The sequence below is a fragment of the Acinetobacter sp. BD54 genome, from assembly GCF_044778325.1.
Taxonomy (GTDB): domain Bacteria; phylum Pseudomonadota; class Gammaproteobacteria; order Pseudomonadales; family Moraxellaceae; genus Acinetobacter; species Acinetobacter baumannii.
Window position 1 is genome coordinate 344672 of record NZ_JANJEP010000005.1, and the last position, 24370, is coordinate 369041.

Annotated in this window: 19 protein-coding genes; 14 read left to right on the forward strand and 5 right to left on the reverse strand. The window is 38.3% G+C overall.

Annotated features, from left to right (window positions below; translation table 11 throughout):
- Position 1: 1 nt before the first annotated feature.
- Both basC and basD read right to left on the reverse strand, forming a co-directional pair.
- Complete coding sequence (gene basC / locus NQ782_RS10895) at positions 2-1312, reverse strand: putative histamine N-monooxygenase (protein ID WP_057094623.1); 1311 nt, start codon at positions 1310-1312, stop codon at positions 2-4.
- Positions 1313-1359: 47 nt separating this feature from the next.
- Complete coding sequence (gene basD / locus NQ782_RS10900) at positions 1360-4302, reverse strand: acinetobactin non-ribosomal peptide synthetase subunit BasD (RefSeq protein ID WP_057094621.1); 2943 nt, start codon at positions 4300-4302, stop codon at positions 1360-1362.
- Between the two features lie 161 nt (positions 4303-4463).
- On the opposite strand from basD, the gene basE reads away from it, so the two are divergent.
- The 9 genes from basE to basJ all read left to right on the forward strand — a co-directional run bounded on the left by basE (position 4464) and on the right by basJ (position 14562).
- The gene (basE, locus tag NQ782_RS10905) at positions 4464-6092 is read left to right on the forward strand and encodes a (2,3-dihydroxybenzoyl)adenylate synthase BasE (protein ID WP_023896387.1); all 1629 of its coding nucleotides are present in this window, start codon (positions 4464-4466) and stop codon (positions 6090-6092) included.
- 17 nt (positions 6093-6109) lie between these two features.
- The gene (gene basF, locus NQ782_RS10910; protein WP_017815796.1) at positions 6110-6979 is read left to right on the forward strand and encodes an acinetobactin biosynthesis bifunctional isochorismatase/aryl carrier protein BasF; all 870 of its coding nucleotides are present in this window, start codon (positions 6110-6112) and stop codon (positions 6977-6979) included.
- A 117-nt stretch (positions 6980-7096) separates the two neighbouring features.
- On the forward strand, positions 7097-8248 hold the full coding sequence (gene basG, locus NQ782_RS10915) for an acinetobactin biosynthesis histidine decarboxylase BasG (RefSeq protein ID WP_023896388.1): 1152 nt from the start codon (positions 7097-7099) through the stop codon (positions 8246-8248).
- Between the two features lie 97 nt (positions 8249-8345).
- Positions 8346-8501, forward strand: coding sequence for a hypothetical protein (locus NQ782_RS10920; protein ID WP_023896389.1), 156 nt, complete (start codon positions 8346-8348; stop codon positions 8499-8501).
- Positions 8494-10104 (forward strand): acinetobactin export ABC transporter permease/ATP-binding subunit BarA, encoded by a 1611-nt coding sequence (barA, locus tag NQ782_RS10925; protein ID WP_057094620.1) that lies wholly within the window; start codon positions 8494-8496, stop codon positions 10102-10104. Before NQ782_RS10920 ends, barA begins: the two co-directional genes overlap by 8 nt.
- Entirely contained in the window at positions 10101-11696 is a 1596-nt protein-coding gene (gene barB / locus NQ782_RS10930; protein ID WP_057094617.1) for an acinetobactin export ABC transporter permease/ATP-binding subunit BarB, read from the forward strand. The genes barA and barB overlap by 4 nt, the downstream gene beginning before the upstream one ends.
- 72 nt (positions 11697-11768) lie before the next feature.
- On the forward strand, positions 11769-12503 hold the full coding sequence (gene basH, locus NQ782_RS10935; RefSeq protein ID WP_001032909.1) for an acinetobactin biosynthesis thioesterase BasH: 735 nt from the start codon (positions 11769-11771) through the stop codon (positions 12501-12503).
- Between the two features lie 10 nt (positions 12504-12513).
- Complete coding sequence (basI, locus tag NQ782_RS10940) at positions 12514-13269, forward strand: acinetobactin biosynthesis phosphopantetheinyl transferase BasI (RefSeq protein ID WP_025468334.1); 756 nt, start codon at positions 12514-12516, stop codon at positions 13267-13269.
- Between the two features lie 123 nt (positions 13270-13392).
- On the forward strand, positions 13393-14562 hold the full coding sequence (basJ, locus tag NQ782_RS10945) for an acinetobactin biosynthesis isochorismate synthase BasJ (protein WP_057094632.1): 1170 nt from the start codon (positions 13393-13395) through the stop codon (positions 14560-14562).
- Positions 14563-14686: 124 nt separating this feature from the next.
- Here basJ and NQ782_RS10950 read toward each other — a convergent pair whose 3' ends face one another.
- Positions 14687-15934, reverse strand: coding sequence for a L,D-transpeptidase (locus NQ782_RS10950; RefSeq protein ID WP_000498089.1), 1248 nt, complete (start codon positions 15932-15934; stop codon positions 14687-14689).
- 299 nt (positions 15935-16233) lie between these two features.
- Between NQ782_RS10950 and hemE the strand changes: the two genes are divergently transcribed.
- The 4 genes from hemE (at position 16234) to NQ782_RS10970 (ending at position 20678) form a co-directional block, all read left to right on the forward strand.
- The gene (gene hemE / locus NQ782_RS10955; protein WP_000209397.1) at positions 16234-17307 is read left to right on the forward strand and encodes a uroporphyrinogen decarboxylase; all 1074 of its coding nucleotides are present in this window, start codon (positions 16234-16236) and stop codon (positions 17305-17307) included.
- A 6-nt stretch (positions 17308-17313) separates the two neighbouring features.
- Positions 17314-18108 (forward strand): DUF817 family protein, encoded by a 795-nt coding sequence (locus NQ782_RS10960; RefSeq protein ID WP_001199677.1) that lies wholly within the window; start codon positions 17314-17316, stop codon positions 18106-18108.
- 145 nt (positions 18109-18253) lie between these two features.
- Complete coding sequence (locus tag NQ782_RS10965) at positions 18254-18724, forward strand: DUF3015 family protein (RefSeq protein WP_000914200.1); 471 nt, start codon at positions 18254-18256, stop codon at positions 18722-18724.
- 61 nt (positions 18725-18785) lie between these two features.
- Positions 18786-20678, forward strand: coding sequence for a DUF4105 domain-containing protein (locus NQ782_RS10970; RefSeq protein ID WP_057093067.1), 1893 nt, complete (start codon positions 18786-18788; stop codon positions 20676-20678).
- A 68-nt stretch (positions 20679-20746) separates the two neighbouring features.
- On the opposite strand, the gene NQ782_RS10975 is transcribed toward NQ782_RS10970, so the two are convergent.
- The gene (locus tag NQ782_RS10975) at positions 20747-21898 is read right to left on the reverse strand and encodes an extended-spectrum class C beta-lactamase ADC-163 (protein WP_057093064.1); all 1152 of its coding nucleotides are present in this window, start codon (positions 21896-21898) and stop codon (positions 20747-20749) included.
- 161 nt (positions 21899-22059) lie between these two features.
- Positions 22060-22608 (reverse strand): GTP cyclohydrolase I FolE, encoded by a 549-nt coding sequence (folE, locus tag NQ782_RS10980; RefSeq protein WP_001187844.1) that lies wholly within the window; start codon positions 22606-22608, stop codon positions 22060-22062.
- Between the two features lie 262 nt (positions 22609-22870).
- Here folE and xdhA point away from each other — a divergent pair, with 262 nt between their 5' ends.
- Positions 22871-24370, forward strand: a complete 1500-nt coding sequence (gene xdhA, locus NQ782_RS10985; RefSeq protein WP_057093346.1) for a xanthine dehydrogenase small subunit — start codon at positions 22871-22873, stop codon at positions 24368-24370.

The window sequence follows — 24370 nt, forward strand, 5'->3', positions numbered from 1 at the left end:
TTTATTTTGGCAAACCATAATGTTGGAAAGAAGACTGTTTAGGAATTCGATAAGCATTACGCCCCAGTAATTGATTAATAATGACTGAATTTCGGGTTGCTCCAATCCCTAAGTCAGGAGAACCTACACCTTGCTGAAAAATCTCGGCATTTTGAATGAAAATTCGACCTTGTCCTTGATCACAACGTAAAGCCGTAAAGTCTTCTTGAACAATACAATCATTTTTATCATCAACAGCTAAAATAGAACCCTTCATATTTTGGAACCATTCAGGCCAATCATGAACATAGCCTGTAGCTGCGACAAGGGCATCAGTTTCTAATTCGCAACGTTGATCGAGTTGGGTATGCAAACAAGTTAAAAGCAGAGAACCCGATTCAAGTTCTTCAACCGATTCAACCTCACAGCTTGTGTATAGGCTTAAACCGGATTTTTCACCACCCACTGAACGCTCATAAAGCACATCATATATATCACCAATGGTCGAGAAACTAATTCCTTTATAGATCAGGCCCTGACTAGCAGCAATATCGCGGCGTTTATCTCTAGGCAGGCTTTGGAAATATTGCATATATGCAGGGGTAAAGCACTCTTGCCCAAGTTTAGAATATTCCATTGGGTGAAAGCCGGCAGAACGTGTGATCCAACGAATAGATGCACCTGCTTTTACTTGTTCTGGGGTAAGTGAATTAAATAAAGCAAGTACACATTCTGCCGCACTCTGGCCCGAGCCAATAACCGTGACCTGTTTACACTGTTTGAGTTGTTCCTGAATTTTTGCAAACTCCGCAGAATGTTTTACTAAAGGGTGTTTGCATGTTTCCAGCCATTTAGGAATTCGAGGTTTAGTTCCAATACCAATCGCCAGATTTTGGCTTATATATTTTTGTTTTTCGCCTGAGGCTGATTCACTTTCTATAATAAATTTATCCAGCTTGGCGTCATATTCCACATGGCTTACGTTTTCTCCAAATCGACAATCGGGTAATTGTTTTGAAGCCCAACGGCAATAATGGTCATATTCACGGCGTGGAATTAAAAAACTGTCGTAATAATAAAACTGATGCAAGCGATCATGTTGATGTAAATAATTAATATAGCCTAAGGGATGGCAAGGATTGGCCATAGTAACCAAGTCGGCAAAGAAAGGAACTTGTAATGTCGTACCTTGCAATAGCAACCCTTCATGCCATCGAAATTCTGGTTTACGTTCTAAAAATACGCTTTTGATTTCGGGATGATGAGACAAAAGAGCAGCTAAACCTAAGTTGAATGGCCCAATACCAATTCCGGTAATATCTATTTTTTTCATGTTTATACTTTATCTGTTTCCAAAATGATGAAAGTTCAAAATACGAATTAATGTGGTGTTAGTAGTTTCTCTACATCAGCAATATTGCGGCATTGAATAAGTTGAACAGGTGAGAGCTGAATCGCGTATGTTTCATTAATACGTTTTGAAACGACCTTTAAATGATGTGGACGCAACCCGAGATGAGTAAAATGAGTTGAGTTGTCCACTTCCATATTCGGCGGGTGACCTATCACTTCTAAATAAATGTCGAGTAGTTGATTTTGCTGTTTAGCATTATTTTCAAGTGGTATAGATGAATGATCGGACTCATTATTTTTAAAATATAGACGTTTATTTTGAAGCTCACTGAAAAAATTACTGAGATCAAAATTGAATATTTCTGAACCAATAATTTGCTTGATTGCCAATTGTAGTGCATTCAAGAAATCTTCAATCATGTGGGGTGGGAATGCTTCTTGGGCATAATCAATATCGAAAATCAAAGCGCCGTCATTTCTTGTGCTAAAGCGAATATCAATTGCAACTTGAGGTGTTTGAGTAAGGCCATCTAGTTGCTGAATAGGATGAGATTCAGATAATACAGGCCATGACAAACCATTTGTAATTACAATCGGCAATACTGGAGCAGTGCCAACTTTTTCAAATAATAGTCGAGCGAGATCAACGCCTGAAAATGAAAGATGCTGTAAACCCTCTAAAACTTCAGTTTGCAAGCGGTTTGCTTGTTCAGCAAATTGATCTAAAGCTTTCCACTCAACTGCAATAAACGTAGAGCTATTTGAAAATGGTCCGGCATAGAGGGGAAGTGTAGGAACAGCAACGCATAGAGATTTATCCGTGCTCCAATGAGATAGCACTTCCAAAATAAGCGCCATGATGATTGAGTTTTTAAACAGTGAATGTTTTGCGCCAATTTTAGACAACTGTTTAAATTGATCTTTTTCTATAACCAAACTGTTACGTTGGTAACGTGAAGTCGGTAAATGCTGTAAGGGTGTTTTCCACGGAAGCGTAGGAATAGCCGATAATTTAGAAAATTTTCTTTCCCAGTAAGCCATATCTGTCTGATGAACAGATACGCTATTTTCAACTTCATTTTTTTCTATTTGTGTTTGGATATCATGTTGTTGTCCATCAAATAGCTCTAACATAAGTGAAGCTATAGATCGGCCATCTAAAATTAATGCATCAAAGCGGACAAAAATTGTTAATAGATTATTTTTTAATAAAAATACGGTGATATTCCAAGGCGACTGATTTAAATCAAATAGCTCATGCGTATAACTATTTTTATAGGATTCGATGTGGTGAGAAGCACGTTCAGGTTCCCATGTAGTTAGGTCTATTTCTTTTAAATTGACACTCACTTGATCGCTTACATATTGTATTAACCTATTTTTATCAATATAGGTTCGTAAGCTGTCATGCCGCCGTACCATTTCTGCCAATCGTTGTCTTAATAAAACAATATCCATTTTGCCGTGATACTGCCTAAACTCTTGCATGGCAACACCACCTAAAGGAAGGGCTTGAGTTCGGCCTAATAGGTAGGCTTGCTGTAATGCATTTAATGATTTTTGAGACGTACGATCTGACGAGGTATTTTGTGCTGAGTTTATAATTTGTGTATTAAGTTGCTCAGGATGTGCGGCAAGATTTTTAAGTAAATGAATGAAAGATTCAAATAAATTCGTGATCCATTCTTTGGGTAGAGCATCTAAACGGATGTCCCAATTAACTAAAATACCGTCATCTACATGAGCAACTTGAGCATCAAGTGCAACTTGCGGCCCTTGTGAAATGACCCAATTCATTGAGCCAAAAATACGGCGGACACGTTCGGAAAGTAAATTATCATTTTCTAAGTCGAGCGCCGCTGTAAATACCACGGGAGCAATCTGTGCACTACCATGATAACGGGACAGGTCACGTAGAACATTCACACCCGAATAATGTGAATGCTCTAATAACTCAAGCATTTGATTTGCTATTTGTTTGCAGAATGCGGCTAAGGTAGTCATCTCATTCATATCGACATCAAGGATGACTAAATTAGCAAAATCACCAATAGTGCCTTCGACATTTTTTAAAACCGGCTCACGCCAAAAAGTAGGAATATTTAATCGGAAGCTGTGATCTTTGGTTGCATGACCAAGCGTATAGGTAAATAGACCTAATATCAGGTTGGTTACAGTAATGCGTTGTTTTCTAGCAAGTTGTTGTAATGCTGTTCGTTCTTTTGGCGATAACCACGTACTTAAACGATCACTTTTTGCTGTTTTGAATTCTTGATGAATGAAAGGTAGAGACGGAGCAGGGCTAATATGAGGCAGACGTTGTTTCCACCATAAGCGGTCTCGTTGGTTTAATTTTTTTAGGTCAGGGTCTGTCCGTATTTTTTGATACCAGTCAAAAAAATTAGGCGGACGGGAGAATGATATTTCTGGGTCTTCATAAAACAAAGAAAGATCTTCCATTAAATTCAAGAAGCTGGACGGATCTATAGCAATCATGTCCGTATCTACATGAAAACGAAAAATATTATTTTTAAGAACACTTATAGAAAATCTTGCAGTCTGGCCCTGACTTAAATCAAGTTTTTGATGGGTCCATTGTTCCCGTTTTTGCATGAGCATTTGCTCAATTTGATGATCGTTAAGCTTTGAAAAATCATCGACTTCTAATATCTGTTGAGCCTTCTCAGCCATGATGTTTGCGATGCCATCGGCACTCAAACTTAATCTCAAAATAGGGTGTTCTTTATAAAGTCGTTGAAGTGCTAAATGTAATTTTTGTAGATCAATAAATTGACCGTCAAATTCTGCATAGAGATGGGCAGCAACCCCACCTAAAGTTGCGTTGCCAGAGCGACCAAACCAGCAGGCCGCTTGCATCGAAGTTAATTCACACATTGAACGATAACTCGGTTGACAAATTAATCTTGTTTCAGCATCATACAAACAAATGAAAATGATTACCAGTTGCATTTGTTAATCATTTCCAATTTTGCTGTGAATATATAGCTTGTCCGTCTTAAGAGTTTTCTTTTGTCGGTATTCAAATTAAATATTTATGCCGATATGTAAGAAAATTTACCAAGAATCAATAGCTTGATAACCATTAAATTAAATTGAATATTTAGAATGTCATGAAAAAACAGTTGATTGAGTTTGTTCGCTGGTCTCCCGAGAGAGCGCAACACTATCGAAATAAAGGTTATTGGAGTAACCAACCTTTGACGCGCATTTTAACGGTAGGGGTTCAATCGCATCCGCATTCGCCGGCAATTATTTGTGGTGAGCGTCAGTTGAGTTATATCGAGCTGGACCGGCTATCAACAAATTTAGCTACTCGACTAGCTGAAAAAGGCTTGGGCAAGGGTGATACTGCTTTAGTACAACTTCCCAATGTTGCAGAGTTTTATATTGTCTTTTTTGCCTTGCTTAAAGCAGGCGTGGTTGTGCTTAATGCGCTATATAGCCATCGCCAATATGAACTAAATGCCTTTATTAAACAGATTAAACCTAAGCTTTTAATTGGTTCGCGTCAGCATGAAGTCTTTAGCAATAATCAATTTATTGACTCACTTCATGAAGTAAATTTCAGTCCTGAAATTATTTTGATGCTCAATCATCAAGCTACCGATTTCGGACTATTAGACTGGATTGAAACACCAGCAAAGACCTTAGTCGATTTTTCATCTACACCTGCTGATGAAGTTGCTTTCTTTCAGTTGTCAGGTGGAAGTACGGGAACACCAAAACTTATTCCACGCACGCATAATGACTATGACTATAGTGTGCGGGCCAGTGCCGAGATTTGCGGTTTAAACTCAAATACCCGGTTATTGTGCGCTCTACCAGCTCCTCATAACTTTATGTTGAGTTCACCCGGTGCATTAGGCGTTTTACATGCAGGTGGATGTGTTGTGATGGCACCAAATCCTGAACCGCTCAATTGTTTTTCTATTATTCAAAAACATCAAGTCAATATGGCATCTTTAGTGCCGAGTGCTGTCATTATGTGGCTAGAAAAAGCCACGCAATATAAAGATCAAATTCAGTCTTTAAAGTTGCTTCAAGTGGGAGGAGCAAGTTTCCCTGAATCTTTAGCCCGTCAAGTTCCTGAAGTTCTCAATTGTAAATTACAACAAGTATTTGGAATGGCCGAAGGCTTGGTCAATTACACCAGACTCGATGACTCCGATGAGCAAATATTTACGACCCAAGGGCGTCCTATCAGTTCTGATGATGAAATCAAAATTGTGGATGAACAGTATAAAGAAGTTCCGGAAGGTGAAATAGGAATGCTTGCGACTCGTGGTCCTTATACCTTCTGTGGTTATTACCAAAGCCCTGAACATAATTCACAGGTCTTTGATGAGGACAACTATTACTATTCAGGCGATCTCGTGCAGCGTACTTCGGATGGTAATTTACGTGTAGTAGGAAGAATTAAAGACCAGATTAACCGTGGTGGTGAAAAGATTGCTTCGGAAGAAATAGAAAAACTTATTCTTCTACATCCGGAAGTTATGCACGCAGCTTTGGTCGCAATTGTTGATGAACAATTTGGTGAAAAGAGTTGTGCCTTTATTGTTTCTCGAAATCCTGAACTTAAAGCTGTTGTGCTCAGACGACATCTCATGGAGTTAGGCATTGCACAATACAAACTTCCAGACCAGATCAAATTAATCGAAAGTTTGCCACTGACCGCAGTCGGTAAGGTGGACAAAAAACAACTTCGCAGCATTTTAAATACATCTACAACATCTTAATAAATATTGAGCAGCATATGGCTATTTCAAAAATTTCTACTTATCTCATGCCCGAAAGAGAGAGTTATCCAAATAATAAAACAGACTGGCAATTAGATCCTTCTCGAGCAGTTTTATTAATTCATGATATGCAGCGCTACTTTTTAAATTTTTACGATGCTGAAAGTGAATTAATTAAAACGGTTGTTAATCATTTAGTTCAACTAAGAAGTTGGGCACATCAGAACAATGTTCCAGTTGTCTATACCGCACAGCCTTATGAACAACCAGCGGAAGATCGCGCATTACTGAATGCGATGTGGGGACCGGGTTTGCCAGCCTCAACAATTGATCAGCAAAAAATTATTGATCAACTTTCTCCTGCTGAACATGACATTGTCTTAACGAAATGGCGTTATAGCGCGTTTAAACGTTCGGATTTGCTTGAAAGAATGCAAAACTGGAATCGTGATCAGCTCATTATTGGCGGTGTCTATGCCCATATCGGTTGTATGGTTACGGCAATTGAAGCCTTTATGAGTGACATACAACCCTTTTTGGTTGGGGATGCAGTTGCCGATTTTTCAGAAGAAGAACATCGCTTAGCTTTGAAATATGTATCTTCACGTTGCGGTCAAGTTGTGGATACCGAATCTGTAGTGGGGCAGGTGGCAACAGGCATTACACGACCTTGGTTAGAGCAAAAGGTCCAGCAGCTTATTGAAGAAGATGAATTAGATCCAGAAGAGAACCTGATTCTTTATGGATTGGACTCATTACGAATTATGCAGTTTTCTTCGGAACTCAAAGCGCAGGGAATCAATATTAGTTTTGAAGAATTAGGACGCACACCCACCTTATCAAATTGGTGGTCATTGGTTGATGCACGGCAAAGGATTGCAGGGTAGAGGGTTGCCATCATAAGGCATACGACAAATCCTGGTCGCTAAATTTATACATAAAATTTATATCTTTGATAGCGACTCCTTAGACGACTTGTAATCGTCATATTAACGGAGCAAAAAATGATTTTATCGCCTGCTGATCAAGAGAGAATAGAGACGTTCTGGAATTATTGTTTAAAACATCAATACTTCAATATTGGATATCCTGAATCTGCAGATTTTGATTATTCTGCTTTATTCCGTTTTTTCAAATTCTCTATTAATAATTGTGGTGATTGGAAAGACTATAGTAATTACGCATTGAATTCTTTTGATTTTGAAAAAGATGTGATGGCGTATTTTGCTGAAATTTTTCAAATTCCCTTTGAAGAAAGCTGGGGATACGTAACCAATGGTGGCACAGAAGGTAATATGTTTGGCTGCTATCTGGCGCGTGAGCTATTTCCTGATTCCACATTATATTACTCAAAAGATACGCATTATTCGGTGGGAAAAATCGCCAAATTATTGCAGATGAAATCTTGTGTGATCGAATCATTGGATAATGGTGAAATCGACTATGATGATTTAATCCATAAAATAAAAACCAATAAAGAAAGTCACCCCATTATTTTTGCAAATATTGGTACGACCATGACCGGTGCAATTGATGATATTGAAATGATTCAAGAGCGCTTAGCGCAAATCGGAATCATGCGCCGAGATTATTATATTCATGCCGACGCTGCCTTAAGTGGCATGATTTTACCTTTTGTTGATCATCCTCAAGCGTTTTCCTTTGCTCATGGTATCGACTCAATCTGTGTGTCTGGTCATAAAATGATTGGCTCACCGATTCCGTGTGGCATTGTTGTGGCCAAACGCCAAAATGTAGAGCGTATATCAGTAGATGTTGACTATATCTCTACACGTGATCAAACCATTAGCGGTTCTCGTAATGGTCATACCGTCTTGCTGATGTGGGCGGCAATACGTAGCCAAACTAATTTACAAAGACGACAGAGAATTCAGCATTGCCTAAAAATGGCCCAGTACGCGGTTGATCGCTTTCAGGCAGTGGGCATTCCTGCTTGGCGAAATCCGAATTCAATTACTGTGGTATTTCCGTGTCCTTCTGAGCACATCTGGAAAAAGCATTATCTGGCAACCTCTGGAAATATGGCTCATTTAATTACTACGGCACATCACCGAGATACACGTCAGATTGATAGCTTAATTGACGACGTTATTTTTGATTTACAAGGTGCTTCTAAACGTACAGTTGGCTTTTAGTCATATCAACCAAGATGATTTAGACAAATCCATATTAATTTTTACAGTCTAGAAAATGATCTAAAAATATTTTGATAGGGTGGTTAGGAAGTTTTTGATGCAATTAAAGTTTTTAAAAAAATACTTTTTATATGATTTTCTTATTCCTGCTTTTTTAAAGCCGAAAATGGCAATTCTTGCTGGTCAATTGAAGCGAGATTTTATTTTAAGTACCGCTTTTTTTATGAAAATAAAGAGAGATAAGCATGTCTGATTTAAAGTTATCTCATATGATGACAGACTCTTCCTTGGCACCTGCACTCAAGCCAGCATTTCCTAAATTATTTGCAGGAACACTTGCTGCCGTATTTTCTGGTTTAGCCATTTTAACTGCTCTGTGGGGCATGATTCAGTTGATTGGTTATTTATCTTCTTATTGGGTGATCTTTTCAGCGGTTTTTTGGATAGTCGGGGCGGCATTGGCAGCACTAGCTTCATGGTTAGTGCATGATGCAGAGGCTGGATTTTCGGCACGATTACGTCGTCAAATTGCTCATCATTTAATTCGGTTACCTAACACAACCCTATCAAAACAGGGTGACCAAAACTTAAAACGACTAGTTTCAGACGATATCGCAACCTTACACCATATGGTGGCACATTTACCGTCAGAAATTGCGATTTTTGCTGTAATCCCTTTGGTTTCTATTGTTTTATTAATTGCTTTGGTGGGCCCGATGGCCCTTTGGGTATTATTACCGGGTGCAATTGCTTCACTCTATTATTTAATTATTGTTCCCCATGTATCAAAACGAGATGGCGCTGCACGTATGCAGGTTATGTTAGATATTATTGGTTCTGCTGATGATTATGCGCGCGGCATTCGTGATAACCGAATATATGGGCAACAATCAGGCGCTTTAACAGCCTATACTCAAGCAGCACAAAATTTCACTCAAAATATGGTGTCTTGGGTGAGTAAAGTCGCAACACTCGCTGCTGTTGCCACTGCATTACTACAAGCTGTTGCAACCTTTGCTATAGCCTATCTCGTGGCTTATCAATACGACAGCATGACCTTGGCTGCAACACTTTTCTTTAGTTTAGCCATCGTAACACCTTCACTACGTTTAGGACATGGTCTTGATTATGTCGCTGCTGGGCGAGCTGCAGCTAGTCGTTTATCTGCTTTCTTAAAAGAGCCAGTACTCTCATCGGGCAATCTACAACAGATTGAGGAAGATGTAACACTTGAAATAGTGAATGCAAGCTTTGCAATTGAAAATCAAAAAGTATTTGATCGATTAAGTTATTCATTTCCAAAAAATTCAATGACTGCAATTACGGGACCGAGTGGAGTTGGCAAAACCACCTTACTGCGAGCACTTGCTGGATTAGCTGTATTGCAAGAAGGTGTTGTTCAATTAGCAAAAACAGATATTTTGCAATTACATGAAAAACTAAGACATGAAAAGGTTTTGTTTATTCCACAAGGTGGAGATGTATTACCGATCACAGTAAGAGAAAACTTGTCCTTATCTGCCGTTAATGCAAATGATGCACAACTTGAGCAGGCATTACTCAAGGCCCAACTAAAAGTAGATTTAAATGCAGATGCAACTTTACTTTCAGGCGGTGAAAAACAGCGCATAGGAATAGCGCGTGCGTTTTTATCTTCAGCTCCTATTATTTTATTAGATGAGCCAACGAGCGCACTCGACCAAACCAATGCGAAAAAAATAATATTGGAATTACACCACTTAGCTAAAAACCAGAATAAAACCATCGTCATGGTCACTCATGATCTTGCCTTAGCTGCTCATGCCGACAGCAGGTTAGTGCTTAACGGCCCAACTGACTCAGGGAAATCTTTATGAATACTGCTGCTAAATTAAATAAAGATCAGATTTTTTCGATGCTTCCTCGTGCGGCCAAACAAAAATTAATTATTGTTGGTATCGGATGGATCATTGTTGCAGCAATTGAAGCAATCGCATATACCGTATTGGCATTTGCAATTGTCAATCAATGGTCACCAAGCTGGGTTCTCATCAGTGCAATTGCAGCAATATTAGTGACAGTTATAGTCACTCGTGCTGGCTTCCTTACCGGTGTGCGTTTAGCAGGGGACCTATTTGCTGAGTTAGGCAAATCTTTAGCTCGTGCCAAGCTCTCTTGGTTTACCAATGAACAGCGTGCTCAGATTAAGACAATTGCTGGACAGGGAATTCCTGGGTTTATGAGTATTCCTGCTCATCAATTGCAAACCTTTTTACATGCCCCATTTATGCCTTTGTTTCTCACAATAGGAATAGGCCTGCTTGCTGGAGCAGGCGTAGCATTTGTCGCTTTAGGCTTACTTTTGCTCTCTTTATTTGCTCAATTCCTAGCTCAACGTGCACTCATGCATATTGATAAAAAACGTAATACTGCCGATTTAGCTGCTTCACAAGCAACGTTGGAATTGGTTGATCATGTTGAGTTATTACGCACAGCCGCGGGACCAGAACGTGCGGTTCAAAGGCTGGAACATCGTTGGGAAGAGCAAGAAGAGACATTAGTACGGATCAACCGTGCTGCTGCACTTGCAAGTTTTATTGCAACCTTGGCAAGTGTTTTACCCATTGCAGGGATGGCAACGTATCTGGTGATCGCTGGAGTCAATCATGCTGCTTTGGTATTGGCATTACTCGTCTTAATTGGACGTGCAGCAGCGCCGTTAGGTGAACTTGCTACTGCAGGGTTGCATATCAATGATTTATTTGCTGCACTACGCAACTTTAATCAGATCACCCATCCACCTGAGTTACCTGAGCCATTACACCCTCAAATTCCTACTGGCCATCATATTTCGGTACAAGGCGTTAGCTATGCGCCAGCACTTGAAAATATATCTCTCGATATCGCATTGGGGAGCAGAGTATGGGTTACCGGAACAAGTGGTAGTGGTAAGAGTACTTTACTTGAATTGCTTACACGGTTTGATGATCCACAAAGAGGAAAAATTACCCTTGGTGGCATAGCTCTTGATCAAATGAAATATGAAGATTTGGTCTCGAATATCGCTTATGTCACGCAAGAACCTATTTTGTTCACAGGTACACTGGCTGAAAATATCCGTTTAGGTAAACCTGATGCAACTGATGATGAAATAGAAAAGGCTGCAAGAGATGCCGCATTAGGGGCAATGATTGACCGTAGTTCAGAAGGAATTAATCAATCGGTGGGTAAACAAGGCACCGCATTGTCTGGTGGTGAACGTCAGCGGGTCGCAATTGCCCGAGCATTACTCAAAAATGCGCCGATTTTAATACTTGATGAAGCAACCTCTGCCTTGGATGAAGAGACTGAGCAGGAAATTGTTACAACGATACGTGCTCTTTCTTCTACGGTTATTTTTGTGACGCATCGTGATTCAGCCATTTGGCAACCGACTCAAACTATCAATTTAGCTTCAACTTCTGTTTAAAAAAATAGCGCAGAAACCTGATTTAAGCATTTTTTATAAAAGAAAAATGCTTAATATTTGGAGAATTCTTAAGTGAATAAACATCAATATAATATGTTCTGTTTACCGCCTGCGGGGAGTAGCGCGAGTATTTATCATCCATGGAAAAAGCAGATCTCTGACAATATTCGTATTATTCCTATTGAATATTCGGGTCATGGTATAAAAATAAATGAACCATTAATTGATAATCCTGATCTATTGGCTATGCAAATTGCCAATGAAATACAAGCTTACTCAGACAAGCCGTTTATTTTATTTGGACATAGTGTGGGAGGTGGCTTGATTTGGAAAGTACTCAATTATTTAAATGAAAAACCCATAATTGATCAGTTGAGATTAATTGTTATAAGTAGCCGACCTGAGCACCACTATATTCAACATATGCGGTACAAGCATGAGCTAACTGATGAAAAAATTATTGATGAATTAAAGCGATACAATAATTTTCCTGATGAAATTTTAAATAATCAGGATGCACTCACATTCTTTCTCAAAATCATTCGTAATGATTTCTATCTTAGTGATCAATTACTTGGCGAGAAGATTCATAAGACTGAGGTTCCGATCGTTGCATTTTATGGCAAACAGGACCCTGATATTCCTAACAAAAGAATGATGGATGCATGGCAACAACACACAGAAAATTGGTTAGGAAGCATTGAGTTTGAAGGGGACCATTTCTACTTTCTCAATCCCGAAACTCGAGTGAAGATGCTTGAAAAAATTGCTGCCATCGTTGAAACATTGACTGTGAATATTGAATAAAGTCCATGCTATGAATACGAAGAAGCAGTTAAGTAGAGGGGCTAATTCATGTCTGGATGAAATAAATATTCAATATGAAAAGCTAACAGCTTTCGGGCTAGATATACATAAAGTTCAGCTCAGCCAAATCAAAGAAATACCTCAGCTTGATCATATCTATCAGGAGCTGAATATATTTCTTCCACCGAATATAAAAAGCTCACGCTTCATTCGTCAATTAGAGTTCTTGACGGGGCGCTTAGCAGCAAAATATGCATTACAAAGCTTTAACTTACAAGATTCTATTGTCTATCAAGGTAGACATGGGGAACCCCTATGGCCCGAAGGAGTGATGGGGGGGATTAGTCATGTTGGATCAAAAAAATCATGTTATGCCATCGCATATGCTAGAAATAACACACCTAAAGAAAAAATATTTGGAATCGATATAGAGTCTCAAAAACATTATATTTTTTTTCAAAAGAAAGATGAATTTTATGATGTTTTTCTCAATAAAAACGAGCAAGAAGAAATTGAAAAGCTACTAAAAGATCAAGCATATTTATATTTGATAATATTCTCCGCTAAAGAAAGTATCATTAAGGCATTTTATTTAAAATATAAGCAAATTATTGATTTTAAGAATATAAAATTTAAAGCGCTAGATGGCGCGTTTCTTTATTTTTACCTTAGACAAGAAAGTTTAATCGAGATAACTCTAGAGGTTAAAGTTTATTTTTTTCATACAAATAACGAGATAATTACAATTTCTTGCATTGAAAACTAAATTTGTTATTGATAACAATAATCATTTGAATTAATGTGTGTTTTAGTATTTTTATATCCTTATATTTAAAAAGAAGTACTACAGAATTTGCTTGAAAAAATCAATGTGAGAGGTGATATACAGATGATGCAGACTCAAATATCAGTAGAGCAAAATTTAGATCATATCGGTCAAAAGAAATTTTCATGTTTTTCTACGAAGAATTATTATCTCGAGGTCAACGAATTCGTTAAAACGTTAAATACACCTGCAGCAAATACCGCACTATTGAATGAAGAGATTGCAAAATGCTTTGAAGAAATTAAAAAGCAAGGCCATCAAAATCCAGTTTTAATTGGTGCTATACCTTTTGATATTACAAAGAAAAGTAGCTTAAATTTTTATGCTGATCATAAAAAAATAACACAAGCATCTTCTACGATTAACTCTTTAAAAAATCGTAATAACATTGAGATAATTAATAAGTCATTACTTATTCAACGACAAAAATTTGAAGGTACAGTACAGCTAGCTTTAGATGCTTTTGAGAAAAAGAAGGTAGAAAAAGTTGTTCTCTCTCAGGCTGTTGAATATGAGTTTAACCGTCATCAAGAGCCTGAAAATTTATTGGCTGCTTTATTAAAACAAAATCCAAATGCTTATAATTTTGTGATTCCAGTCGAACATAATAATTATATCCTAGGTGCAAGCCCTGAACTGCTTTTGTCAAAACAAGGGCGTATTGTAACCAGTAATCCTTTGGCCGGCTCTCGTCCTAAATCTCAAATTTCTGAAAAAAATTTCGTCAGTCAACAAGAATTAAATCATTCTGAAAAAGATCAACATGAACATCGAATTGTGGTTGAAAATATTATTAGAAATTTAGCCACTCATTGTGTAGAACTTAAGGTTTCTGAATTTCCAGATATTTTAGAAACATCAACGATGTTGCATTTATCATCAGAATTCCAGGGTATGCTTAAGCAACAGGCTCCCGATGCCTTAAACCTTGCATTAGAATTACATCCAACACCAGCAGTTTGTGGCTCACCAACTCATGTTGCTAAGCAATTTATTTTAGATCATGAAGGTTATGACCGACATTATTACACGGGGTTAGTCGGCTGGATGGATGCGGAGGGTAATGGTGAGTGGGTAGTGACGATTCGATGCGGTTTACTTAGTGAAAATAAAATGCGCTTATATGCTGGTGCGGGGATTGTTGAAGGGTCAGATGCTGAAGCTGAATGGTTAGAAACAGAAGCTAAAATGCAAACCATGTTAAATATTCTAAATACAAAAATTGCTGTGTAATGAGAAACCCTAGGCTGGTTTTATTTTTATAGTCAAAACAATAACTAAATATTCCACGGGGCTATGCTAAAAAAATTTAATAAAAAAAAGCCTGCATAAAGCAGGCTTTTTTTATTAAAGAGGATTATTCTAAGAATTTAACAGTTACGCCTGAACGTACTTTGTTACCTAAATCGTTAGCATCCCAGTTCGTTAAACGGATACAACCGTGTGATGCAGTTTTAGAAATTAAAGACGGGTTTGGTGTACCGTGAATACCAAATGATTTTTTGCTTAAACCAATCCAGATATTACCTACAGGAGCATTTGGACCTGGTGGTAATGAAAGCGGTTTTAAGTTATTGCCTTGTACAAAGTTAGAAGGAGAGTAGCTGTACCAAGGGTTACGTGCTACACCTACTACCTTGTAAGTACCGGTCGGAGATGGCGTATCAGTACTGCCAATTGTTGCAGGAAATGACGCAATCATTTGATTACGGCTATTAAACAGATACAACTGTTTCGCACCTTTATGCGCAATAATCAAGTGAATATCTTCTGGTAAGTCATTGCGTACATTTGGAACAATGATTTTTTCACCAACTTTTTTGAATGTCGCAGTCGGGTTAATTTTCTTTAAGAAGGCTTCATCAATATGAAACTTCTCGCCCAACATTTCACTTACGCGTGTGTAGTACAAACCTTTCATTTTTGCTTGTAAAGCATAATCAGAAGGAATTGATTGTGCGTAAGGACCTTTTAAATCGGCATCGGTAATGGTGTATTCAATAAACGCTGGTTTGTTTTGTTTAGCAACAAGCGCATCCCAAGTCTCTTTAGTTAACTCGCCAGTAGGAGATAAACCATTCATTTGCTGGAAAGATGCAATTGCTTTTAATGTATTTTTACCGCTCATGCCGTCAATCGCACCCGGTGAAGCATGTGCATTATTAAGCATAACGTGAGCGCGTGCATAAACTGGAAGTTGGCCTTTGCCAATATTTTCATACCACTCAGCGTTGTTTAAGCTATCTAATGTCCATGTAACCGCTGGCGCAGAAGTTGCTGTAGACGCAGTAGCTGTTGTGGTTTTAGCCGTAGCTACTGGTGTTGAAGCGGCAATACCTGAATCAGCATTTTGGTCTTCAGCTTTTTGTAAATTTTGTAATGTTGTTGACGCTCTATTTAGGTCATTTTGTTCTTGTGCAGTAATCTGAGTCTGAGCTTGAGCTTTTACAGTTGAAGCAGCATCTACAGCAAGCGGATCAATCGGATCTTCTACAGGAGCAGATACTTTATTAGGGTTCAGTGGTTGCTCAGTTGTTGACGCAGCCAAAGCAACATTAGCAATAATACAACTTAAACTCATAGCGAGTAATGAGCGAACAAACATGTAATTCAACCTTAAGAATTTTCATATAAGCAATAGGGAAAATCAGATCCTTTAGGCCATAAACTCACCAATCATTCATTCTTATGAATTTAATATTGGCTTATTTGAGACTCGAAGGGATATAAATAAACCCGATGTAACATGCTGCAAGTATTGCAGAAAACGTTTCTTCTTGCAGTAGACTTTTGTGTAAATATGCATTTTTTAGTAGATTGGCAAGTTTTTTGTGTGAAATTGAAATTATAAAAACACTCACCTTTTGTTATGATGCTGCCACATGAAAAAGATAGAGATCGGCAATGACGACACTTAAAAATGATCGTTTCTTACGTGCTTTATTACGTGAGCCTGTAGATACCACTCCAATATGGATGATGCGCCAAGCAGGACGTTATTTGCCTGAATATCGGGAAACACGCTCAAAAGCTGGTGACTTTCTATCTTTATGCAAAAATACAGAGTTTGCTTGTGAAGTGACTTTACAGCCTTTGCGTCGCTACGATTTAGACGCAGCAATTTTATTTTCAGATATTTTAACTATTCCAGACGCATTAGGACTTGGACTGTATTTTGAAACTGGAGAAGGTCCGAAGTTTCATAAAACGGTACGTACTGAACAAGATGTGGCTAACTTACCTAAGCTTAATGCTAAAGCCGATCTTGATTATGTGATGAACGCAGTAAGTACGATTCGTTCTGCTTTAGGTGGTCAAGTTCCACTGATCGGTTTTTCTGGTAGTCCGTGGACGCTTGCAACTTATATGGTTGAAGGTGGTTCAAGTAAAGAGTTCCGTTTTACCAAGCAAATGATGTATGCGCAGCCGGAAGTTTTGCATGCGTTGCTCGACCATTTAGCAGATTCAGTCATTGACTACTTAAATGCGCAAATTGATGCAGGCGCTCAGGCAATTCAAATCTTTGATAGTTGGGGTGGGGCTTTAGCACACCGTGAATATGTAGAGTTCTCTCTTAACTATATGAAGAAGATTATCGCGGGCTTACAACGTGAAAAAGATGGACGCCGTATTCCAGTGATTGTGTTCACTAAAGGTGGCGGTCAATGGTTAGAACCAATGATCACGACAGGTGCCGATGCATTAGGGCTGGACTGGACGACACCATTAAATACGGCTCGAACCACGGTGGCAGGTCGTGTTGCCCTACAAGGGAACCTTGACCCGGCTGTTTTATATGGTTCGGCGGCTTCAATTGAAAAAGCTGTAAAAGCAATGTTAGATGATGCTTATGCAAACGGTGAGAAGACCGGTTATGTTGCTAACTTAGGGCACGGTATTACCCAATGGGTAGATCCGGCGCAGCCAAAAATCTTTGTAGATACGGTACATGAATATAGTGCTAAATATCTAGGATAGTTTTTTGTGCAATATCTGTTTTTACCTCTTCAATTTATTGGCAAGGCTGTTTCGGCAGCCTTGTTTGGTATTTTGCTTCTCATTGCTTTTGCCCTAACTGCGTCGATGGGAAGCCATGAATATATGGGTTTTTATCGTTATGACTATTTACTCATCTATGCAGTGCTGATTCAGATCTGTCTTTTATATTTAAAACTTGAATCATGGGCAGAAGCCAAAGTTATTGCTTTATTTCACGTCATGGCGATGGCCATGGAAATATTCTTAACACACCCTGCGATTGCGTCATGGCAATATCCGCAGCCTGCGGTATTTAAAATTTTAACTGTGCCTTTATTTGCAGGCTTTATGTACTCTGCCGTAGGTAGTTTTTTTGCACGCTCAATACGCCTGCTGCAAGTTTCATTTGAAAAACTTCCGAGTTTTGGAAGTATGCTTTTGCTCGCATTTTTCTCATATATAAATTTTATGAGTAAATTTTTTGTACCCGATATTCGCTATATTTTATTTGCTATCAGTGTTTTTATTTTTTGGAAAACAAAACTTTATTTTCAATTAAATGAGCATAAATTTAAAATCCCGATGCTACCTGTATTGTTAACACTCGCTTTTCTGATCTGGATTGCTGAAAATATTAGTACTTTTTATAAAATCTGGCTCTATCCAAGTCAGGTAGAGGCGTGGCATATGGTGGGGTGGGGTAAACTTGGATCATGGTATTTATTATTACTTTTGAGTTTAGTGTTAGTACTTAAAATATTAGGTCATCGAGATAATCAAGGTAATTGGAATTTAAGATAAATTTTTCTTTTACACTTTTTATCATATTATTTATTTTTTAATTGCTAAATGATTGGCTTATCGCTATCTTTAATATCGTGTAATAAGAATTACACATAACAATACATAAGAAACAATCAATAATGATTTTTGGAGATATACATCTATGTTAAAAAAATTAGCTTTAGCTGCTTTGTTAGCAGCTGGTTCAAGTGTTGCTATGGCTGATAACGATGTAGGTTGTGGTGTGGGTACGCAAGTATGGGCTGGCCAAAAAGGAGTGGTGCCTAAAATTCTTGCTGCAACAACAAACGGTATTTTTACTAACCAATTATTAGGTATTACTTTCGGTACTTTAGGTTGCCGTCAGGGTGGAACAGTTACAGCACAAGTTGTTACTTTCACAAATGAAAATGCAGAAGCTTTAGCGCGTGACATGGCTGTAGGCCAAGGTGAAAGCCTGAATGTACTTGCTGAGTTAATGCAAATCAAACCACAAGATAAAGACCGTTTCTTCAAAGTTTCAAAAGCAAACTTTGGTGAAATCTATTCAACAAACAACCAAAACACACTTCAAGTATTAGCATCATTACAAAACGTAATGGCTAAAGACGAAGTTTTAAAAGCTTACGTATAAGTTTGAAATTGAAAACCCTGTCATTTGGCAGGGTTTTTCTTATATTTAATGATTAAAATTGATGAGCTTAATGAAATCGGTTGTTTTAATTTTTGCCTCTTTGGCAGTGAATATTGCGTATTCAGCAGAAACAAATCCATCTATTCAAAAATATTGGTCCATTGCAGAACAAAAAAAATTAGACCAAGACATTACATGGCAAAGGCTCATGTATGCCAATAAAAACCAGAAAAGTGAGGTCACTTATGCTGGCTATTTTCTATCAGAAAATGGAAAAAATAATTTAAAAGAAGAACTGAAAGCAGACATCTCGGCATTATTTATACCTACGCAAGATAACCAGTCAATTCGCTGTAAATTTCCGGCACGCAGTCAGTGGCTTATACAGCAATTAGACATTCAAGAAAATGAATTGCCACAAGTAAAATGTTCAGAATTTGAAAACTGGATTGGGCAGATTAAGCCTTACAAAGCGACCCTAATTTACGCCACAGATTTTATGGGTAATCCAAGCTCAATGTTTGGCCATACCTTATTACGTTTAGATCCTAAAGATCAACAGCAGTTAAATCTCGTTTCTTATGCCGTAAACTATGCAGCAACTGTGGCAGGCAATGACAACTGGTCATATGCATGGAAAGGCTTAACAGGGCAATATCCGGGTGAATACTCACTTATGCCTTACTATCGTAAGGTAAAAGAATATGGTGATTTTGAGAGCCGTGATTTGTGGGAATATGAGTTAAATCTATCTCCAGAAGAAACGCGGTTTTTGGTGAGTCATATTTGGGAAATGCAACATGTAAGCTTCCCTTATTACTTTGTGAGTGATAACTGTGCATATCGGTTATTGGGCTTAGTCGATTTAGTTAAACCTGAATCTCATCTACAAGAAAAGTTTAACTACGCTTCTATTCCAATGGAAACCATTAAAGCGATGCAACAACAAGGACTCACCAAAGCTCCTGTGTATCGACCTGCTTTAGAAACTCAATTATTGGCCCAAGCTCACCAGCATGGCGCATCTTTAGCTAAAGTTGCTCATCAGTTAGCAATGAAGCCAATTAAAGAGTCTTCGGAAACACTTAAATCATTTAGCCCATCAGATCAGGCCAAAATTCTTGAGATGGCTTATGATGATTTATATCTACAGTTTATTGGCCGCAAAGTTGAAGAAAGCTTTGCTCAGCCACAGCTTAGACAGCTTTTAGCACTACGAAGTCAGATTGATTTAGACAAACAGCGCCAAGAACCTAAAAGACCATCAACCGAGCCGACTCAAGGCCATAATGCACGTAATGTCTCGCTAAAACTGGGCGAGGTGCAAGGTGACAAGTTTATCGAGATAGGTCATAGGCAGGCTTATCATGACTTAATAGATCCGCAGGGCGGATACCGTGCCGGTACTCAATTATTATTTTTAAATGGTAATGCACAGTGGCGAGATGATCATTTAAAACTAGAACATCTTGATCTGTTAGAAGTGAACTCTTATAACCCGATTCAACCATTTAAAACTCCGCTGACTTGGGGATTTAACTTAGGCTGGCGTCAGGAAGCGGTTCATGACGGCGTTTATAGTGATGAAAAGCAGCATGGCGTCGCGAGTTTTAATGCTCAGGTTGGTTACAGTCTTGCAGATTATGAGCGCAAACATATTTGCTATGGGCAGGTACAAACTTATGTCCAAGCGGGTTCAAATTTAGATAAAGGCTGGCGTGTGGGAGTAGGGCCGACATTAGGATGTATGAATCAGTGGTTTGAAAAATTTAACACTGTGGTACAAGTTGAGCTGCCATATTGGGAAGACCAAAACCAATGGAACTTACGGCTAAATACACAGTGGCAATATGCCATTAATAGTAATAATGCCATTCGCTTTAATTGGGATTATGAAAAACAAAATCATCTAGATTGGATGAAATCAAGCTTAGGATATGTTTGGTTCTTTTAAACCATGTACCTATAAAAAAAGAGAGAAATAGATGATGACTATTTCTCTCTTTTTATTTTAGGGAAAAATTATTTCTTTATTGCATTCAGCACAGCATAAGCTGCCTTAATGCGCTCTTCATTTGGAATACGTTTATTGGTTAACATGACTAAACCAATATTTTCTTTAGGAATAAACACTACATATGTTCCGAAACCGTTAGTTGAGCCAGTTTTATGGTACATCTTAACTGAAGGCTCTTTTGAAATAGCAGTCACTTTATTAGGCTTCATCACAATTTGTTCTGAATTACTGTCTAATAAAGTTTGTAAAGGTGCCGGATAAGAAAACTCTTCCCAACCGAGTGCCTGATACATGGTATTTACTTGATAGCGACCTTGATGTGTTTCATTAATTGCCCGTTGAATATCTGCCGGATATTTCTGTGGGTTGAAGTTGGCATGAATAAAACTCAACATGTCGGGTAGTGTCGATTTGACGCCATATGCTGGGGCATCGAGTGGGCCGGGGTTAACTCGAATCGGCTGATTTTCTTGGTTATAGCCAAAAGCATAGTTTTGCATTTGGGTCTTAGGTACATTTACATAGCTATGTTTTAAGCCAAGGGCCGGAAAAATTGTTTTTTCTAAGACTTGATCGAAAGGTTTATTCATAGACAAAGCAACAACTTTTCCAAATAAGCCAATACTTGGATTTGAATATTGTCTGTATTCACCGATTGGGTTTTTAGGTTTCCAGTCTTTGAAAAAAGTTAAAACTTGTTGGTCTGTTTGTACTTCATCTGGAAACTGCAAGGCAAGGTTACCACTTGTATACGTCGCGAGTTGAAGTAAGTTAACTTGGTCAATCGGTGTGTTTTTTAGTTCTTTCCAATATTTACCAGGCGTATCGTCAAAAGAGATTTTTCCTTTATTTTTTGCATATCCACCTGCTGTCGCGGTAAATAATTTACTGACAGAACCTAGCTCAAAAATGGTACTGCTATTTACGGCTTTTTTATCTTGAACAGATTGAAGACCATAATACATTTCATACTTTTTATTATTTTGAATAACACCCACAGCCATACCTGGCACATCATATTTTTCTAATAACGGTTTAAAGTTTTGATCTACCAGTTTTTTAATTTCTTGGTCTTTTGGTGTATTGCCCGCATAAATTGAGGTACTAAAAATAAAAAGCGGGGATAAAAGTAGACAAGAAATTTTTTTAAATCGCATGATTAGCTCATAAATTATTTAAAAAGAAAGATGCCTACTTTTATAACAAAAATCACCTAATTTAATTGTTATGTTTTATAGAATTGGATCGAAGTTTATCGCGTTCAGCTATAAAAAAAGCCCAACATTGTCGGGCTCTTATTTAGACAGTAAAAACGATATTAGTAGCTTTCTGGTACTGCACTTAAGAATTCACGGCGTGCTTCTTTATCGGTTTTAAAATCTCCGACAAATGAAACTGTACGGGTGGTAGATTCTTGTTTACCTACACCACGCATCATCATACACATATGTGCTGAATCGATGACTACAGCAACGCCACGAGCACCAGTCACTTCTGCAACAGCTTCAGCGATTTGCTGAGTAAGGTTTTCCTGAATTTGCAAACGACGAGCAAACATCTCGGTAATACGTGCAAATTTAGATAAGCCAAGAACTTTGCCTTCTGGTAAATAGGCAACATGAACACGGCCATAGAATGGGAGAAGATGATGTTCGCAGAGCGAATAAAATTCAATATTCTTCACCAATACCATTTCATGGTTATCTGATGGGAAAACAGCATTATTGGTGACTTCTTCTAAAGTTTTACTATAGCCAGAAGTTAAATATGAAAAAGCTTTAGCCGCACGCACAGGCGTATCTTTAAGGCCGGGACGATTAAGGTCTTCACCGACGGCAGTCAGAATATTTGCGTACGATTGCTGCATTGACATAAGACGTATAAATTTACTCTATTAGACAAGCTCGGCATTGTATCAGAAACATGACCTGATGTTCATAAATCCTCGCACTATATTTATTTTGGTTTTTCCGTACGCTTGATAAAAGATGAATAAATTTCATGTTTTTTAACGTTAATAGTCAAGTGTTTGGACATGAAATGTGCGCTTAATATTGATAAGTTCTAAATGATAGCCTAATGGCATCATATTTGCACAGAAGCATTATTATAAAGCATAAGGATAAAACATGTTAGAACGTCCAATCACCTTCTTTTTCCGTGGTGGTCAGCAGCAAGTAGAAAATGCAGTACCTACAATGACGGTTTTACAATTTCTGCGAGAATATACTCAAACTGGTAAGACTAGGCAGACTGGTACAAAAGAGGGATGTGCTGAGGGCGATTGTGGTGCATGTACAGTAGTGATTGGTGAGTTGGTCAATGACAACCTGCAATTACGTAGTGTGAATGCGTGTATTCAGTTTTTACCAACTTTAGATGGTAAGGCCCTATTTACAGTAGAAGACCTTCATAGCTTATTGCCAGTACCAGATGGCACACTTCATCCGGTACAACAGGCGATGGTCGATATGCATGGTTCACAATGCGGTTTTTGTACACCCGGTTTTATCATGTCGTTATGGTCAATGTATGAAAATGAACAACAGTCTCCAAGCAAAGATAAAATCAGTGATTATCTTTCTGGAAACTTATGTCGCTGTACAGGCTATCGCCCTATTTTAGATACAGCACAAAAAGCTTATGACTATCCACGTGTTGTATTAGAACGTCAAAAAGTAATTGATGTATTAAAAGAGATCAAAGCATTACCTGCATTGCATTTGAATGATCAAAAGCAGCAATTTTTTGCACCCAAGACTTTGCAGGATTTTGCTACTTTACGTTTACAGTTGCCGCAAGCACGTATTGTTGCAGGTAGCACAGATGTCGGTTTGTGGGTCACAAAGCAGGGCCGTGATTTGGGCGATATGCTTTATATAGGTCAAGTTGAAGAGCTGAAAAAGATTGTAGTCACAGACCATGCTTTAACGATTGGGGCAAATGTAAGTTTGAGTGATGCACTCATTAAAATTTCAGATTTTTATCCCGATTTTCAAGAATTACAGCGCCGTTTTGCTTCCATGCCGATTAAAAATGCAGGAACACTAGGTGGAAATATTGCTAATGGTTCGCCTATTGGTGATTCAATGCCGGCATTAATTACGCTAGGTACACGATTGATTTTGCGTGTAGGTAAGCAGACTCGTGAAATTGCTTTGGAAGACTTTTATTTAGACTATCAAAAAACAGCATTACGACTTGGTGAGTTTGTTGAGGCGATTGTTATTCCGCTTCGCGAAGGGCAGACACGCTTTAAATTTGCCAGCTATAAAATTGCCAAACGATTTGAGCAAGATATTTCTGCGGTATGTGCAGCTATTTCTTGTGAGTTAGATAATGATGATGTCGCTCACAATGTAAGAATTGCTTTTGGTGGTATGGCAGCTATTCCTAAACGTGCAAAATATGCAGAAGCCATATTAGAAGGCCAGCAAATTACAGCAGAATTGATGATTCAGGCGCAGCAGGCATTGTCACAAGACTATCAGCCTTTAGATGATGGACGGGCTAGCTCAGCATATCGTTTACACGTCGCGAAAAACTGTTTACAGCGTTTTTATGTAGAAAAAATTCTGTCTCAAACACTCACTCGTGTGAATGACTTGATTGCTATGGTGGAGATCTGA